The sequence below is a fragment of the Dactylosporangium sp. NPDC048998 genome (assembly GCF_043197855.1).
In the GTDB taxonomy this organism is placed as follows: Bacteria; Actinomycetota; Actinomycetes; order Mycobacteriales; family Micromonosporaceae; genus Dactylosporangium.
On the sequence record NZ_JBICTV010000001.1, the window covers coordinates 26,063 to 41,120 of the forward strand.

Here is a 15,058-nt window from a genome sequence, read left to right on the forward strand (position 1 = left end):
GCGTGCCGTTCACGGCCAGTGATGGTCCGTTTGCCGCCGGCCGCGGTCGCGCGCCGCCTGGGGCTGGAGGTCACGCGCCGGCCTGGCTACGGTCGTGCACCAGCACCAGCACCAGCACCAGCCCCGGCCGCGGTCGCGCGGCGCCCCGGGCTGGGGGTCACGCGCCGGGTTGGCTGCGGTCGCGCGCCAGCCCCGGCTGGGGTCACGCGGAGCCCCGGGTGTGGATCGCTTCGTCGGGTTTACGGCTCGCCCCGCTCCTGGCTGCGGTGGCCGTCCCCGACTCGCGGGTCGCGGCTCGCGGTAGCGTCCGGTCCGGCACGGTTCGCGCCTGGCCGTTCCGATCGCGCCCGGCTGGCCTGACCCGCGCCTTGCCGCCATCGGCCCTGGCTCGGGTCCGCACGCTCAGCGCTGTCGGGCCGCCTTCGGTGCTTTCCGGGGCGGTTGCGGTGCGTTGGAAGGCCGCGGCGTGCGGGCCGGCAGTCACGAGTCGAGGGGCGGGGCCACCGGGAGGCCGTCGGAGCGGAGGGCGCGGCCGTCCTCGGTCACCACCGCGCACTCGTGGCCGGGCAGGGTGGCCAGCCAGTCGATGCCCTTGAGGCCCATGGCGAGGGCGGCGGTGGCGTAGGCGTCGGCGGTGCCCAGGTCCGGGCCGACCACGGTCACCGAGCGCAGGTCCTTCGCGGGGGCGCCGGTGAAGGGGTCCAGGACGTGGAGGCCGCGCTCGTAGGTGCCGGAGGTCGCGACCGCCGTGTCCGTGACCTCCAGGACCCACGCTACCGACAGCGCCTCCCACGGGTGGCGGATGCCGACGCGCCAGCGGGGGCGGCCGCGGGGGACGCCGCGGACGTAGATGTCGCCGCCGGCGTTGAGGCAGTGGTTGGCGGAGCCCTCGGCGCGCAGGCGTTCGCAGGCGCGCTGGACGGCCCAGCCCTTCACGTAGCCCGACGGGTCCAGGGTGCCGCCCGCGTTGACGTCGAAGTAGCCGTCGGTCTCCGTCCACAGCTCGGCGCACCGGTCGAGCACCTCGGCGACGACCGGCGAGCAGTCCTCGCGGCGCAGCTCCCCGCGGGCGAGCCGGCTGATCTCGCTCTCCGGCTTGTACGTGCTGAAGATCCCGTCCACCAGCCGTAACCAGTCGAACACCCCGTCGGCGAGGCGCTCCAGGCGGTCGATCGGCAGATCGTCGTCGAGGTCGAGGCTGACCGCCATGCCCATCACGTGCTCGACTCGCACGAGGCTGTGCGTCATGAGGCGCCCCCGTCCAGACGTCGTTGCCCGCGGTCTCTCCGCGGATCGGTGCTTCGCGGGCTGCTGAGGAGCAGCGCCGCCGAGATTCGGGGCGGGCGGGGCGCGGTGCCGTGCGGCGGAGCGGACATCATCGGCCGGGGCGGGTCAGGCCTGGTAGGCACGGTCGATGGCGGACTGGAGGGAGAGCTTGTAGCCGTTGCTCGTGTACGTGGCGCCCGACACCGTGTCGATGCTGGCGCTCTGTGCGGCCAGGGCCTCGGCGCGCAGCTTCGGCAGGGCGCTGTTGTTGATCTGGACCGAGCGGGAGTGGCCGCTCGGGGAGTCGAGGACCTTGATGTCGGTGATCTTGCCGCCGGAGACGACGATCGACAGCTCGATGTTGCCGTAGTCGACGTAGATCGGGTTGCCGTTGAACGTCCCGTCCTTCATCGTCGTGCGGCGCGGGGCGGTGGTCGTCGGCCGGCCCGCGGGCGCGGTCGTCTTGGTGCCCGCCGGCTGGGTCGCGGTCTTGGTCGCGTCCGCGGCAGGCTGGCTCGCGCCCGGCGGGGCCGCGGACGGGCCGGCGCCGGGCGGCAGCGCGTCGGCCGGTGCTGGGGAGGCGCCGGGCGCCGGGCTGTCGGCCGACTGCGGCTGCATCGCCTGGTCGACCTGCGGGCTGCTGAAGCCCGCCTTGGCGCCGACCAGCAGGACGGTGCCGGCCGCCGTGCCCATCAGGGCCATCAGAGCGCGTCGCACGCGGTACCAACTCCTCTTGCATCGATCGGCGCGTTTCCCATGCGCGGCCGGATCATCTAGAGCTCGAACGGGTCGAGATGGACCTGCCGGCGCGGGACCCGCAGCCGGCGCAGCACCTGCAGCGACTGTTCGACCAGGCCGTCGGGGCCGCACAGATACACGTCGCGCTCGGCGATGTCGGGGACCAGCTCGCGCATGCCGCCCGGGGTGAACAGCCGCCGCGGCCCGGGGTCGCGCCGGTCGCCGATGACGAACCACAGCTGGGCGTGCCGCAGCTCGGACAGCTGCTCCAGCTCGTGGCGCAGGTGCAGGTCGTGCACCTTGCTGGCCCGGTAGATCACGATCGCGCCCGGCGGCAGCTCCTCCAGCAGCGCGCGGATCGGCGCGATGCCGCTGCCCGCCGCGATCAGCAGCGCGCGCTGCCTGACCCGGCGGCTGGCGGTGAAGTCGCCCCACGGCCCTTCGACGAAGATCCGGGTGCCGGGGCGCATCGAGCGCATCCGGTGCGTGTGGTCGCCGACGGTCTTCACGGTCAGCCGCAGCCAGCGGCCGTTGGGCGCGGCGGAGAGCGAGAACGGGTGCGCCTGCCACCACAGCCCGCCGGCCAGGAACCGCCAGCGGAAGAACTGCCCGGCGCGCGCGTCGAGGTCGTCCAGCCGGTTGCCGGTGATGTAGACCGAGACCATGTCCGGCCCCTCGGTCACCACGTCGGCGACCCGCAGCCGGTGCCGCAGGTTGAGCGCGAGCGGCCCGACGATCCGCCCCACCACGACCACGGCGATCGCCACGACGTAGAAGCCGATCCAGGCGCTGCGCCCGAACCCGGGCTTGAACAGCTCCTGGCCGTCGGAGAACTGGTGCGCGAAGCCGAGCAGCAGCGCCAGGTAGGCGCTCAGGTGCAGGAAATACCACAGCTCATAGGGCAGCGCCCGGCGCAGCGCGCGGATGCTCAGCAGGCCGATGCACACCATCATGCCGGCCGCGACGAACGCGGTGACCATGTCCTCGTACTCGGTCAGCAGCGTGCCCAGCTCGCCGACGAACCCGACCCGGTCGGCATACGCGTAGCCGACGGTGATCAGCGCGGCGTGCGCGAGGATCATGACGAGCACCGCGCCGCCGAGCTCGCGGTGCCACAGTCCCAGGTGCCGGGCGCCGATCCAGCGCTCCAGGACGGCCAGCCGGCTCATCAGCATGACCTGCACCAGCAGCAGATAGCCGGCGATCAGCCCGGTCACCCGCCCCGCGGACTGGAACAGCTCCGCGGTCGTGTCGATCGAACCGGTCTTCGTCCCCAGCCACCAGGGCAGCACCGCGAGCGCGAGGCCGCCCCAGAAGAGGGTGCGAATGAGGAACCGTCCGGCGTTGTTGTGCTCGACGGGCCGAGCCGCCGGTGCCGCCAGTCGGCTCGCCGCGCGCTCTCTCGGGACGGTCATGGTCGTCTCTGCATACGGTGCATGTGGTTCCACTGCCATCGGTGATACCAGTGCCCGCGGTCCGCGGGCCACGGGCTTAATCGGGACTTCAGGTTGCGCACAGTTCCGCGCGGTCGACATGCTCGCACAGAGGTACGACAGTTTCGGCGGCGCCTAGACTGCACCGATGCAGCGGTTCTGGCGAATTGTCCTGATCTTCGCGGCCGTGGTCGCGGTGGTGGCGGCGACCGGGCTGGGCATGGCGTACTCGCTGGGCGCCTTCGCCGAGCAGGGCCGGTTCACCGCGGTGCCCGGCTGCGAGGTGCTGGACCGGGCGACGGTCGCGCCGGTCGTCGCGAACGCCGAGGTCGAGGCCGACGGGGACAATTGCACGGCGACGGACGGCCAGGTGCAGATCAACGTCGGGTACACGCTGGTGTCCAAGCGGGGCACGGTGGGCGGGCCGGAGCTCGCCTCGCGCTTCCTCGACGCGGTCGGCGGGGGCGGCACGGAGTCGCTCAGCGGCGTCGGCGACCAGGCGATCCGCCAGCGTATGCAGGCGATCGGGTCGCCGCAGGTGATCACCATGCGGGTGAGCAACCTGATCGTCGTGCTGTCCGTGGTGAACCTCGGCGGGGGAGAGCTGCCGGCGTCCGCCGAGGACGGTCTGGTGCAGGTGGCGACGGCCCTCGGCACCCGGCTGAGCGCCTGAATCCGGCCGATCTTCTTTAGCTCGGGCTGCACGAACTCACAAATCGGGCGTGGCGCTTCGCGGGCAACGCAACGCACCCCTGAGGTGCTCTCAGGGGTGCGGAAAAGGGCGTGTCTCAGGGCAGCTGGCGCAGGAACCGCCCGGCGGCGTCGGTCCGGTCCTGGTACCCCAGCGCCCGGTAGAACGCGTGCGCGCCCTCCCGCGTCCGCAGGCTCGTCGCCTCGACGCTGGAGCAGCCGCGCATCAGGCCGAACGTCTCCGCCGCCGCGACCAGGCTCGTGCCGATGCCCCGGCCGCGAGCCGACTCGGCCACGGCCAGGGCCACGATGCGCAGCCAGGCGCCGTCGGTTTCGAACGACGGGATGACGTGAGCGGCGATGACGCCCAGCAGGCTGCCCCGCTCGTCCCACACGAACGCGGCGCCGTCGGGGTGCTCGCACCAGCGCTGCAGGCGCTCCGCGATGTTGGTCTCGGACTGGGGATGACCGTCGCGCTCCAGCAGCCTCGCCACCTGCTCGGTGTCGTCCGGAGCCAGCCGGCGCACCCCGCGGGCGACCTGCATCCGGTAGCTGTGCAGCACATCAACGGTCATGAGTGCAGCGTAGAACCGGAGGCTGTGCCCGTGCTTGCCGGAAAGTAGTCACTCATGTTCATGCCGCACCCGGTGCCACTTGACTGTGCGTCTGCACGGCATAAGATTGCGCGCCGCAAATGCACGTGCGGAGTCCCGGGCGTCAGACGGCGCAGGAGTCGTCCGTGCACTCGCCGGAAGAGGCGTCCGCCGATCCGGCCGGCGCGCGCAGCACCGTCAGCGAGGACTGGCGCAGGGCCTGCTCGAAGACCTCCAGCGGCTGCGCCCCCGACACGCCGACGCGCTGGTTGAAGACGAAGAACGGCACGCCGTTGATGCCGTAGGCCCGGGCCTGCGCGATGTCGGCCTCGACGTCCGCGGCGTACGAGCCGTCGGCCAGCGCCTGCTTCGCCGCCACCTCGTCCAGGCCCGCGGCGCCGGCCTGCGCGGCGAGCGTCGCGTGGTCGCCGACGTCGGCGCCCTCCGTGAAGTACGCGTGCATCAGCCGCTCCTTCAGCTCCGCCTGCCGGCCGTGCGCCTTGGCGAAGTGCAGCAGGCGGTGCGCGTCGAGCGTGTTGGCGGTGCGGGCCCGATCGAAGTCGTACGCGAGCCCCTCCTCCGCCGCGATGCTCGTCACGCGCGCGAACATGTCCCGCACCTGGGCCGCGGACGCGCCCATCTTGGCGGCGAGCGACTCGCTGACCGGGCGCGGGTCGCCGACGGGGGTGGAGGGGTCGAGCTGGAAGCTGCGCCACTGGACGGAGACGTCGCCCTGGAAGCCCGCGAGCGCTCGCTCAAGGCGTCGCTTGCCGATGTAGCACCACGGGCAGACGATGTCGGACCAGACCTCGATCTCGATCATGCGCGCTCCTTATCACGAAATTTCGGATAAGTCCGGACGCGGCAGCGTCTGGACTTATCTGCGGCGGCAGTGTTCTGTCCGGCCGACCATTGACGGTTCAACAATACCGCCACCGGCCGAGTAGCCCACGACGAGCACCTCGGCGCCGCGGGGCGGTGTGCGAGGCGCGCGCGTCGCGGTCGCCTCGTTCCACTGGGGCCACCCGCCGCGGGCCTGGACCGGCCGGCTGCACACCGCCGGGGTGCGGGTGTTCGAGCAGGTGGGCTCGGTCGACGCGTTACGTGTCCCGGGCCCGGGCGCGGGTGCTCGCCGGGGTGCGCGCCGACGGCTGGACCGTCTACGCCGGCGATCTCGTGATCGCCGCCGGGCTGGTCAGCCGGTAGCCGAGGCCGCCAGGCCGGCCGTGACTACCCGCGGACGGTGAGGCCACGGGAGTTACGGTCCGGACCACGGCGGACATCGCGGGAGCTCTGGAAACAGCGGGCGCCGCGGACCGCAACCGGCCCGCGGCGCCCGGCCGGGTCTCACGCCGCGGCGCAGACCGTGCCGTTGAGCGTGAAGGCCGTCGGCAGAATGTTCGGACCACTGTAGGAGCCGACGAAGCCGACGCTCGTGCTGCCGCCGCCCGCGGACAGGGTCGTGTTGAAGTCGGCCGGGGTCACCCGCACGGTGGTGCCCGTCTGGGTCCACGTGCCGTTCCAGCCGCCGCTCACGCTCTGCCAGGACGTCGGCCAGGTGAACGAGAGGGTCCAGCCGTTGAGCGGGGCCGGGCCGGTGTTGGTGATGCTGATCGTGCCGACGAAGCCGTTGCCCCAGTCGTTGTCGTCGGTGATGCGCACGCTGCAGGTGCTCGTCGCCGGGGCGCCCGTCGTGAAGGTCAGCGGTGAGGACGACCAGCTCACCCGGCCGGACCCGTCCCGGGCCAGGACGTTCACCGTGTAGCGGGTGCCCGGGGTGAGGTTGCCGGCGGTGAACGTCGTCGCCGTGGTCTCGCCGAGCTGCTCGCTGCGGGCGCCGTACTGCCGGTACACCTCGTACTTCACGCCCGCCTGCGACGCTGGCCAGGTGAGCGTGGCGCTACGGTCCGTGACCGTCGTGGCGGACGGGCGGCCGGGCGCGGACGGAGCGCCCGTGGTCGGCGACGACGGGTGCAGGGTGAGCACGGTCAGCGAGTACGGGGCCAGATTCTGCGACGCCGCGGTGCCGGTCTGCGCGGACGTCACGCCGGACCCGCCGTTGAGGTAGGACTCGACCGTCGGGACGGCGGCCGACGGCGTGTACCCGTCGTAGCTGATCTTCACCGCGTGCGCGCTCGACGGGTCCAGGTTCAGCAGCAGTACCGCGAGATCGCCGTTCGCCCGGCGCGAGGCGTGCGCGGCCACGAGCGGGTTGTCGGTGCCCGCGCGCACCAGCTGGTCGCCCGGCCGCGCGAACGAGTGCATGAGCTTCAGCGCGTGGTACGGCGCGAACGGCGTGTTCATCGGTGGCTCGCACACGCCGCCGCCGGACTGGCAGCCGCCGCTGGAGAGCATGCCGAAGTCGCCGTAGTCGGTCTGGCCGGCCACCGTGGACACGGTGCCGATGCCGTTGTGCACGTCCCACCAGTCGACGGTGAAGACGCCGTTCTCGAGCATCCCGCTGTACGTCTGGGCCAGGAACAGCGCGCCCGGCTGGGTGTTCTGCCCGACGCCGACGTTGGTCTCGGTGAGGCTGATGCCGATGCGGCCGGAGTTCGCCCCGGCGTACTGGGCGATCTGGCCGCGGACCAGGTACAGCATGTCGTCGATCTGCGCGGGCTTGGCCAGCGACTCGGCCTCGGTGCCCCCGCCCGGGTACCAGTGCAGGTCGACGAAGTCGATGTACGGCCCGGCGATCGACAGCACGACCTGGTTCCAGGTGCCGCTGTCGCCGCCGCCGACGAGGCCGTCGGGCCAGTTCGCGGGCGTGGTCAGCACGGCGCCGACCTTGATGCCCGGGTCGACCGCCTTCATCGCCTGGGCGAAGGCCACGACGCCCTGGGCGTACGCCTTGGGGCTCTTGTCCGCGTGGTCGTCGGCCTCCCAGGCGGTGCCGTAGTGGCCGTTGCCGTAGTTCTCGTTGCCGATGGTCCAGTAGTTCGCGTGGTAGCCCTTGGTGACGTTGGCGTACCGCACCCAGTCGGCCGCCTCCTGCGCCGTGCCGGTGCCGTAGTTCGCGATGATCATCGGCTGGGCGCCGACCCGCCGGGCCGAGGCCATGAAGGTGTCGAAGTCGGTACCCGGGGCGACGTACCCGCCCGGCGCGGTGTGCGTCTTCCAGTGGTAGATGTCGGCGTACGAGCCGCCGGGGTAGCGCATCATGCCGACGCCGGCGGCGCCGAGCAGGTCCGACACGGCGGTGGTGCCGAGCTCGGAGTCCCAGATGGCGTCGTTGACGCCGAGCGCCGTGTCGGCGACGGTGGCCAGCCCGGCGCGGGCGTTGACGGTGACGTTGACGGGGGCGGGATCGGCGTACGCGCTGGTCAGCGGGGCGCTACCGAGCGCGCCGGCCGCGACGAGCAGTGCGAGCGCGCTTCCGGCGCGGCGCACTGGACCCTGAGGCATGGCGACGGACCTCTCGCTTGGGGTCGGGATCCCGTTTTGGGGTGGGGATCCCGGTCGGGTGGGAATCGCTTCGACTCCGCACGCTCGGTCCGGCCTCTGCCACCGGGCAAGGGAACGCCCGGCTTGTCGGTGTTTGTCAATGTGTCAGGTACGAACCTTTCATGGATGCTGGACGGGTGCTCGATTGGCGCGCCGCGTTCGGTGTTTCGGATCCGTCGCTGAGCGACGCCGGCCGCCTCACGGCCCGGCGCGCCGCCGACGACCTCGCCGCGTTCCTCGGCCCGACCTGGCTGTGGCGCGCCGCGCAGCGCCCCGCCGCCGAGCGCCCCGAGCTGGCCGTGCTGTCGGGTTCTTCGGATGCTGTGGCGGTGTTGCTCGACGCCGTCTCGCTGTGGGCCCGGCTGCGGCTGCTGGTCGAGCACGGCGTGCAGGGCATCGCGAAGCTGCGCGGCAACCTGGCGCGCAACCCGGGCCGCGACGAGTTCCGCCACGGCGCCACCCAGGCCCGGCTGGCCGCCCAGGCACTGCTCGCGGGCGCGCGCCCGGTCCTGGAGCCGCCGGTCGGCGACGTGCTGGTCCAGTCCGGGTCGATGGATCTTCGCGCCGAGTTGCTGCTGGAGTTGCGCGGCCTGAACCGGGCCGGCCCCGGCACCACGCGACGCCTGGTCCGGGCCGTGGAGCTCAAGGCCAAGCAGACCAGGTCCGCCCCGGCCGCGTGGGTGTGGATCGAGGACGGCGGCGCGCTGTGGTCGCTGCCCGGCTTCGGCGACCGCCCCGCCCGCGAGCGGATCGACCTCGTCGCCGAGGCCCTCGATCGCGTCTTCGCCACCTGGCCCCACCTGTGCGGCGTCGTACTCGCCACGACGCCCTCGCCGCCGGCCCCCGCCGCGTCGTCTCCGTCGCCTGTCGCCGTTGCGGTGACCGAGCGGCACGACCGCGGCGCGGCGCTTCTGCGGGTGCTGCCGGACGGCCGCACGCGGGACACGGTGGTCGTGCATCGCCCGGCCCTCGACGCCGCCCAGTTCGGGCTCGTACACCGCCTGTGCGCCGACGAGCCCGCCTGGCTCGACGCCGCCCTGGCGCGCCTCGGCCTGCCCGGCGGCGTCGCAGCCCTGCTGGATCAGAACAGCGGCGTGAACACCCGCGCCTCCAGCTGCGCCACGCGATCTTCGCTCTCCGGCATCGCGCAACAGTAGACCGCGGCCCGGAACCCGGAAACACCGCAGGCTCAGCCGAGTTGGTCGAGGTCCTCCAGGGCGACGCGCTACAGACGCTCACCACGATCGACGGCCCGATCGGCCTGGTGCTACTCGACGGATCAGCTGCCACGTGGGCTGAACCCGGCTCGAAGGGTTGTAGGCGGGTAGTGTGCAGGCGCTTGTCCGCAACCAGAGACCTGGAGGAGCGACGTGGGCGCGAAAACAGCCCTGCTGGCGTTCACCGAGGGGGACATCAAACCCGCGTTGCTCGGTGCGACGCGCTCGGACCGAGCCGAGACCGAGGCGCTGGTACGCCAGGTGCACCCCGGCTACGACGTCGCGCCCGCCGACGACGGCACACTGTTCGACGACATCTACCCTTCCGACGACTTCACCTACGCGACCGTGCTGGCCGGGGCCGAGCTGTACTGCGACCGGCGACTCGTGCTCGACCGCCCGTCTGAGCTGCCGGAACACCTGCGCCAAGCCGGAGCAGGCAGGCGAATCATCATGCACGGGATGCACTCGGTAGTGGACTGGCTCTGTTTCGCGGTCTGGGAAGACGGTGTGCTCATCAGATCGTTGAGCCTGTCACCCGACGGCGGCATCCAGGAGAACATCGGCAAGCCGTACGACTTTGAGCTGCCGTACTGGGCAGGCGAGCATCCCGTCGAACCTGTCCCGGGCTGGCCCGATGAGGGCCCATACCCGTTGCCGTTTCATCCCCTTGAGCTGGGCGAGGAAGCGTTGCGCGCCCTGTTCGGCTTCGTCGTGGAGGGCTATTACGACCCGGACGACATCGACACGGAAGCGGTTCATCTGCACGGCTTCCGAGTGACGGACCCGTCCGGCGAGGAACAGGCTGCGCGTGAAGCCATGTACGCGGAGGCACAACGGACAATGCGGCGGCGGACGTTCCGAATGGGACCGGACGGGACGCTGCACGAGGTGAGCCTCGACAGCCTTTGATTCGCCCGCCCTTCGGTTGTGCGCCCGGTAGGACTCGAACCGACGACCTTGGGATGAGAAGGCACGACCGTGCCCTCGGTGGGTCGGCCGTGGCGCCTGTTCTGGATGCTGGAGTGCGCTGAGCTGAATCGGCGCTGTTCGGAGCGGTTGCTGTCGTCCTGGCCCGGCCTATGGCCGGGGTCCTCCTAGGGTGCTTGTCGGGGCGGGGTGAGGTGTCGGTGTCCATCACCTGGTGGCGAGCAAAGCCTCTTAGCTGTCGGTCTGTGAGGCAGTCCGTGCTTGATAGGCCCTTCGCCGACGCACCATGAACGGCACGATCACGACACCGATGGCCAGCGCAATCAGTGCAGCCGCCCACCACGGCAGCACCGGTATGGCCAGCAGGGCAAAGAATATGAACGGCACGATGAGTGAGGCGTCGGCCACGATGTGGTCGGCCGACCAGCGGCGCACCCACGAAATCGACACTGCCCAAATGCCGGACAACAGTCCAAATACCACGAAGACCAGCAGCCCCAGCACCGGACCCCGTAGGTGTGTCATCCCGGCACCGGAAACCGCGGCGAGGATCGTGGCGTAGGCGAGGCGGACGGCTTTCCCTCTGGTGTCGAACCACCGGACAAGCTGATCCATGCCCATGAGCATGCTGGAAGGCCGTCCACCGCACAACATGAACGGGTGACCACTCACAGCGGCGGCGGGGAGGGTGCCACCGCACCGCAAGTCATGCCGTGACCGCAACTCGGCTGCTGCGGTCGGCGTTCGCGCCCTGGTCCTCGGTGATGCCGGCGGGCCGGTGCGCTTCGTGTTTCCGGGCCTCGTCTCGGTGGTATTGGGCGTCGCTGATTCCGGTGCGGGCGCCGGGGGCTTGCCCCGGCCCGTGCGCTTGCGCTAAGGGCCAGGGTCGCGAGCAACCCCCTGGCGCCGCGGTGCGCCGCGTCAGCGGCGCCTTGGCAACTCGCAGATTGCGATCACGATGAACACCTACGGGCACGTCCTTCCAGCGATGCAGCAGGAGGCGGCGGGGCGCATGGACGACGCGCTCGGGGCCCGTACGAGGACGATCCGGTGTGACTGCGTTGCTGTCGTGGTTGCTGTCAGGCCGCCCGCTGTGCCTCATCGGGGCGCGGGGCGGTGCAAAACCGCTGGTAAAGCCTGGTGCGCCCGGTAGGGATCGAACCTACGACCTTGGGATTAGAAGTCCCCTGCTCTATCCGCTGAGCTACGAGCGCATGTCGTCGCACAGGCTACCGCCATCCCGGGCCGGATTGCTTGCGGGGAGCCGGATTGCCGTAGTTCAAGGACAGCACGTCGCGCGCTCGGCGGGCAACCGGGTTGGCGGCGGGCGGGCGCGGCGGACGGGGAAAATCCGCGCGGCCTGCCCGCCGCCGGTCCTCAGACGCCCGCGGGTACGCGGGTGCGCGGCCTGCGCCGGCCGCGCGGCGCGGCGCCGGTCCCGGTCGCGGCGCCGGCCTCCTCCGCGGCGTCCGAGGAGTCCTCGGTCTCCTCCTCGACTTCCTCGACCTCGTCCTCGGGCTCGTCGGAGTCGTCGGACTCGCCGGCGGCCAGGGCCTCCAGCTCGGCGGCGAGGTCCTCGTCCGAGCGCTCGAACTGCGCCGCGGCCTCATCCGAGTCCAGGGAGGCCAGGACCTCCTCGGCGAACGGGTCGTGCTCCTCGACGATCGTCACGAACCCGCCGAGCTCCTCGTCGTACGACCGGCGCCGCGGCAGGCCGTTGATCTCGTCCGCCGGAGCGGTCGGGGCGCCGCCGATGCGGGCCTCGGCGAGTTCGTCGTCGATGGCGCTGGTCAGCGTGTGCGGCTTGATCCGGGCGAACTTCGCCCGGCCCCGGGACAGGTCGTGGCCGACCGAGTGCGCGTCCAGCTCGTAGCTGACCCGCCGCACGTGATCCTCGGTTTCCCAGTCCCGGCTGTACAGCCGCCCGGTGACGATCACCGGATCGCCGACCTGCACGCTGCGGGCGACGTTTTCGGCCAGCTGGCGCCAGCAGTTCACCCGCACCCGCAGGCTGTCGCCGTCGATCCACCGCCCGTCGGCGCGGTCGAACCGGCGCGAGGTGGAGGCCACCTTGAAGTGCGTCACGAGCGACTGGCTGTCCACGAGCCGCCGGCAGTCCGGCGCGTTGAGCACGTTGCCGACGACGGTGACCATGGTCTCGAACACGGTCGTTCTCCCTCCGCTTGGGTTTGTCGGAGGCAGCTTGCGCGAAACCGGGGCGTCCCCGCCGGGCGCGAGGGCCGAACCTGTGGATAACCGACCGCTTGTGGACGGGGTCGCGCCGCCGCCGGTGATCTGTTATGAACCCCCGCCCCACCTGCGGCGACGCGAGACCGCCCGACCGGGAGATCCGGGCCGCGGTACCGAAAAAATCCGAGCTACCGCGATGTCCGCCGTGGTCCGGACCGTAACTCCCGTGGCCTCACCGCCCGTGTGCAGTCGCGCTCCGCCTGGCGGCCGGGCGCCCGCCGACCCGGAGGCTCGACGAATGATCAGGATCGAAGCTTCTCGCCGTGCCGGTCGGGGCCGGACCGGGACGGGTCGCAGCCCGGTTGGCCGACGGGCCGGTGGCGGTGGTGCCGCTGTGCAAGCTCGGCGGGGCGGGCAAGACGACGGCCGCGCTGGAGTACGCGAGGAGCGGGCCGAACTGCTCGCCCGGAGCGCGCCGGTCGAGCACCGCACGCCTGTGGCCGCGACGTGGCGGCTGGCGTTCGAGGACCTGGTGGCGGCGAGCCCGGGCTCGATCGCGCTGCTACGGCTGCGCGCGACACCAGGTTCGCCCTCGACGACGGATGGCCGAGCGCGCCTGACGCGCCCGGCCGCCGCCCATCTCGCTGCGGCCGTTCCGGCTGTCCACGGTGGACGGACGCTCAGTGCCCGGCGGGCCGCCACGGTTTAGACAGGATGCGCCGGGCTGTCTTCCAGCGCCGCCGCGACCGTCACCGCCTCCATCTCCCGGGCCAGCGCCTCGATGTCGGCCGGGCTCAGCCGGTGCGTGTCGGCGCAGATCGTCACGTCGACCGCGTCCGGTGCGGCGTCGACGCTGATGTTCAGCATCGCGTCGAGGGTGTCGACCCGGCGGTTCCACCAGGTCGTGGTCAGCGGGGCCGCGGCGGCGATCCGGTCCGGGTCCGGGGCGCCGGCATCCGGCGCGGCGCCCGTGAAGGCCCTCCGGTCGTTCACGATGATGTCGTACTCCAGGTCGGCGCGCTCCGCCCGCACCCGCGCGACGACGTTGTCGAGGCCGGCGGGGTCGTAGTAGCCGTGCATATACGCGTTGGTCGCCGCGGTGAAGGCGCGCCGGACGGCGTCGTCGAACGTCACGCCGGCGACGTCGAGCGCGCACACGCCGAGCTGGGCGAGCTGGCTGACCGAGTCGCCGCACCCGGGCCGGAAGCGGTTGTTGACGACGAGCTGCGCCACGCTGGGGTTGCGCCCGGTCTGGCGGAACAGCGCGACCGCGTACGCCGCGAGCACGATGTACCCGGGGCCGACCCCGGTGCGCTGCGCGATCGCCTGCATGGCCAGGTGCAGCGCGGGCGAGCGCAGCGTGAGCTCCCAGTACCGGGGCGTGCGCGGGTCGGTCGACTCGCCGAGGCGCCGGGCGGGGATCGCGCGCAGGACCTGCTCCCAGTGGCGCAGCGCCTTCTCGCCGGCCCGCCGCCCCGCCGGGGTGCCCTGCTTCGCCGCCATCTCGAACGGCGTGAGCGCCTCCACCGGCGCGGTCGCCTCGCCGGTGGCCGGGTCCAGGTTGGCCATGTCGCGCACGATCGCGTCGATGCCGAAGCCGTCGACGGCGAGGTGGCAGTACATGAGCACGACGTGGGTCAGCGCCCCGTCGCGGCGCACCACCCCCATCCGCACCGGCCACTCGTGCTCGTAGTCGAACGGCTCCTCGGCATAGCGGGCGCGCAGCTCCTCGGCGGCGGCCTCGGCGTCGTCCCCGGCCCGACGTCCACCAGCTCCAGGCCGAGCTCGCCGGACTCGGACAGCACCTGCTCGGCGGTGCCGTCGGGGGCGAAGCGCAGGCGGGTGCGCAGCGACTGGTGGCGGCTGACGAGGTACCGCAGGAGGGTGGTCATCTCCTCGACGGGCGTGCCCGGCGGCAGCGGCACGGTGCCGCCGATGTTCATGGTGATGCCGGTGGCCACCATGGTCTTCCAGATGCCGAGCTGCGCCCAGGTCATCCCGGCGACGCCGGCGCCCTCGCCCTGGAACGGCACGGCGATGCGACTCTTCACGGTGCTCATCGGGCTCCCTCCGATCGACCCGAGGGCCATTCTGGGCAGGCATGCAGATGTGTCAATCAGCCCTTCGGTGGGTTGCGAGAGCGCTCTCTCGGGTTTAGGAGATCGCCGCGGTACACGTAGGGTTGGCTCATGGATGAGCGGCGCCTCGAGGACACCCGTAACGCGATCGGCGTGCTGACGCTGCTCTTCCAGGCGCCGCAGGACGCGCAGATGCGCAGCGGATACCTGCAGCAGATCATCGGCGACGAGGACACCGTCGCCGACGTCGGGCGCGCGTTCACCGGCATGACCAACCTGGCCGCCCTCATCCTGCTCGACCACGCCCGGTCCACCGGCGAGCCGGCCGCCGACGTGCTGCGCCGCATCGCCGCCGAGCTCGTGGGCCGGTGACGCCCGCCGTGTTCTTGCGCGTCAGCCTCCGGTTCGCAGGCTCGCGCGGATCGCGAACACGGCGAGCTGGGCCCGGTCGCGGGCGTTGAGCTTGAGCATCGCGCCCG

Annotated in this window: 14 protein-coding genes and 1 tRNA gene; 4 read left to right on the forward strand and 11 right to left on the reverse strand. The window is 72.0% G+C overall.

What is annotated here, in order from left to right; all coding sequences use genetic code 11:
- Positions 1-480: 480 nt before the first annotated feature.
- From ACGFI8_RS00135 to ACGFI8_RS00145, 3 genes are all read right to left on the reverse strand, one after another.
- On the reverse strand, positions 481-1,215 hold the full coding sequence (locus ACGFI8_RS00135; protein WP_392799542.1) for an FAD:protein FMN transferase: 735 nt from the start codon (positions 1,213-1,215) through the stop codon (positions 481-483).
- 177 nt (positions 1,216-1,392) lie between these two features.
- Positions 1,393-1,983 carry an FMN-binding protein gene (locus ACGFI8_RS00140; RefSeq protein ID WP_392797704.1) on the reverse strand — a complete coding sequence of 197 codons (591 nt, stop codon included), beginning with the start codon at positions 1,981-1,983 and terminating at the stop codon, positions 1,393-1,395.
- Between the two features lie 56 nt (positions 1,984-2,039).
- Positions 2,040-3,419 (reverse strand): ferric reductase-like transmembrane domain-containing protein, encoded by a 1,380-nt coding sequence (locus tag ACGFI8_RS00145; RefSeq protein WP_392797706.1) that lies wholly within the window; start codon positions 3,417-3,419, stop codon positions 2,040-2,042.
- 166 nt (positions 3,420-3,585) lie between these two features.
- Here ACGFI8_RS00145 and ACGFI8_RS00150 point away from each other — a divergent pair, with 166 nt between their 5' ends.
- Positions 3,586-4,110, forward strand: a complete 525-nt coding sequence (locus ACGFI8_RS00150; RefSeq protein ID WP_392797709.1) for a hypothetical protein — start codon at positions 3,586-3,588, stop codon at positions 4,108-4,110.
- A gap of 115 nt (positions 4,111-4,225) precedes the next feature.
- Here ACGFI8_RS00150 and ACGFI8_RS00155 read toward each other — a convergent pair whose 3' ends face one another.
- The 3 genes from ACGFI8_RS00155 to ACGFI8_RS00165 all read right to left on the reverse strand — a co-directional run bounded on the left by ACGFI8_RS00155 (position 4,226) and on the right by ACGFI8_RS00165 (position 8,125).
- On the reverse strand, positions 4,226-4,702 hold the full coding sequence (locus ACGFI8_RS00155; protein ID WP_392797711.1) for a GNAT family N-acetyltransferase: 477 nt from the start codon (positions 4,700-4,702) through the stop codon (positions 4,226-4,228).
- Positions 4,703-4,844: 142 nt separating this feature from the next.
- Positions 4,845-5,543 carry a DsbA family protein gene (locus tag ACGFI8_RS00160; RefSeq protein WP_392797714.1) on the reverse strand — a complete coding sequence of 233 codons (699 nt, stop codon included), beginning with the start codon at positions 5,541-5,543 and terminating at the stop codon, positions 4,845-4,847.
- Positions 5,544-6,067: 524 nt separating this feature from the next.
- The gene (locus ACGFI8_RS00165) at positions 6,068-8,125 is read right to left on the reverse strand and encodes a cellulose binding domain-containing protein (RefSeq protein ID WP_392797716.1); all 2,058 of its coding nucleotides are present in this window, start codon (positions 8,123-8,125) and stop codon (positions 6,068-6,070) included.
- A 161-nt stretch (positions 8,126-8,286) separates the two neighbouring features.
- Between ACGFI8_RS00165 and ACGFI8_RS00170 the strand changes: the two genes are divergently transcribed.
- Together ACGFI8_RS00170 and ACGFI8_RS00175 are read left to right on the forward strand one after the other, a co-directional pair.
- Complete coding sequence (locus tag ACGFI8_RS00170) at positions 8,287-9,321, forward strand: hypothetical protein (RefSeq protein ID WP_392797719.1); 1,035 nt, start codon at positions 8,287-8,289, stop codon at positions 9,319-9,321.
- Positions 9,322-9,534: 213 nt separating this feature from the next.
- Complete coding sequence (locus ACGFI8_RS00175) at positions 9,535-10,293, forward strand: DUF6928 family protein (protein ID WP_392797721.1); 759 nt, start codon at positions 9,535-9,537, stop codon at positions 10,291-10,293.
- Between the two features lie 249 nt (positions 10,294-10,542).
- Here ACGFI8_RS00175 and ACGFI8_RS00180 read toward each other — a convergent pair whose 3' ends face one another.
- The 5 genes from ACGFI8_RS00180 to ACGFI8_RS00200 form a co-directional block, all read right to left on the reverse strand.
- The gene (locus ACGFI8_RS00180; RefSeq protein WP_392797724.1) at positions 10,543-10,926 is read right to left on the reverse strand and encodes a hypothetical protein; all 384 of its coding nucleotides are present in this window, start codon (positions 10,924-10,926) and stop codon (positions 10,543-10,545) included.
- A gap of 523 nt (positions 10,927-11,449) precedes the next feature.
- A tRNA-Arg gene (locus ACGFI8_RS00185) sits at positions 11,450-11,525 on the reverse strand.
- Between the two features lie 163 nt (positions 11,526-11,688).
- A complete protein-coding gene (locus ACGFI8_RS00190; RefSeq protein WP_392797727.1) occupies positions 11,689-12,477 on the reverse strand; it encodes a single-stranded DNA-binding protein in 789 nt (262 codons plus the stop codon).
- A 729-nt stretch (positions 12,478-13,206) separates the two neighbouring features.
- Entirely contained in the window at positions 13,207-14,226 is a 1,020-nt protein-coding gene (locus tag ACGFI8_RS00195) for a condensation domain-containing protein (RefSeq protein ID WP_392799545.1), read from the reverse strand.
- On the reverse strand, positions 14,139-14,561 hold the full coding sequence (locus ACGFI8_RS00200; RefSeq protein WP_392799678.1) for a hypothetical protein: 423 nt from the start codon (positions 14,559-14,561) through the stop codon (positions 14,139-14,141). The genes ACGFI8_RS00195 and ACGFI8_RS00200 overlap by 88 nt, the downstream gene beginning before the upstream one ends.
- Before the next feature lie 129 nt (positions 14,562-14,690).
- Between ACGFI8_RS00200 and ACGFI8_RS00205 the strand changes: the two genes are divergently transcribed.
- Positions 14,691-14,951, forward strand: coding sequence for a hypothetical protein (locus tag ACGFI8_RS00205; RefSeq protein ID WP_392797729.1), 261 nt, complete (start codon positions 14,691-14,693; stop codon positions 14,949-14,951).
- Positions 14,952-15,058: the final 107 nt, after the last annotated feature.

What these genes read in the sequence shown, in the direction of transcription:
- ACGFI8_RS00170 (WP_392797719.1), top strand. Translation starts at nt 8,287, where the DNA reads ATGGATGCTGGACGGGTGCTCGATTGGCGCGCCGCGTTCGGTGTTTCG.
- ACGFI8_RS00160 (WP_392797714.1), bottom strand. Translation starts at nt 5,543, where the DNA reads ATGATCGAGATCGAGGTCTGGTCCGACATCGTCTGCCCGTGGTGCTAC.
- ACGFI8_RS00135 (WP_392799542.1), bottom strand. Translation starts at nt 1,215, where the DNA reads ATGGGCATGGCGGTCAGCCTCGACCTCGACGACGATCTGCCGATCGAC.
- ACGFI8_RS00155 (WP_392797711.1), bottom strand. Translation starts at nt 4,702, where the DNA reads ATGACCGTTGATGTGCTGCACAGCTACCGGATGCAGGTCGCCCGCGGG.
- ACGFI8_RS00165 (WP_392797716.1), bottom strand. Translation starts at nt 8,125, where the DNA reads ATGCCTCAGGGTCCAGTGCGCCGCGCCGGAAGCGCGCTCGCACTGCTC.
- ACGFI8_RS00150 (WP_392797709.1), top strand. Translation starts at nt 3,586, where the DNA reads ATGCAGCGGTTCTGGCGAATTGTCCTGATCTTCGCGGCCGTGGTCGCG.
- ACGFI8_RS00145 (WP_392797706.1), bottom strand. Translation starts at nt 3,419, where the DNA reads ATGACCGTCCCGAGAGAGCGCGCGGCGAGCCGACTGGCGGCACCGGCG.
- ACGFI8_RS00200 (WP_392799678.1), bottom strand. Translation starts at nt 14,561, where the DNA reads ATGAGCACCGTGAAGAGTCGCATCGCCGTGCCGTTCCAGGGCGAGGGC.
- ACGFI8_RS00180 (WP_392797724.1), bottom strand. Translation starts at nt 10,926, where the DNA reads ATGGATCAGCTTGTCCGGTGGTTCGACACCAGAGGGAAAGCCGTCCGC.
- ACGFI8_RS00205 (WP_392797729.1), top strand. Translation starts at nt 14,691, where the DNA reads ATGGATGAGCGGCGCCTCGAGGACACCCGTAACGCGATCGGCGTGCTG.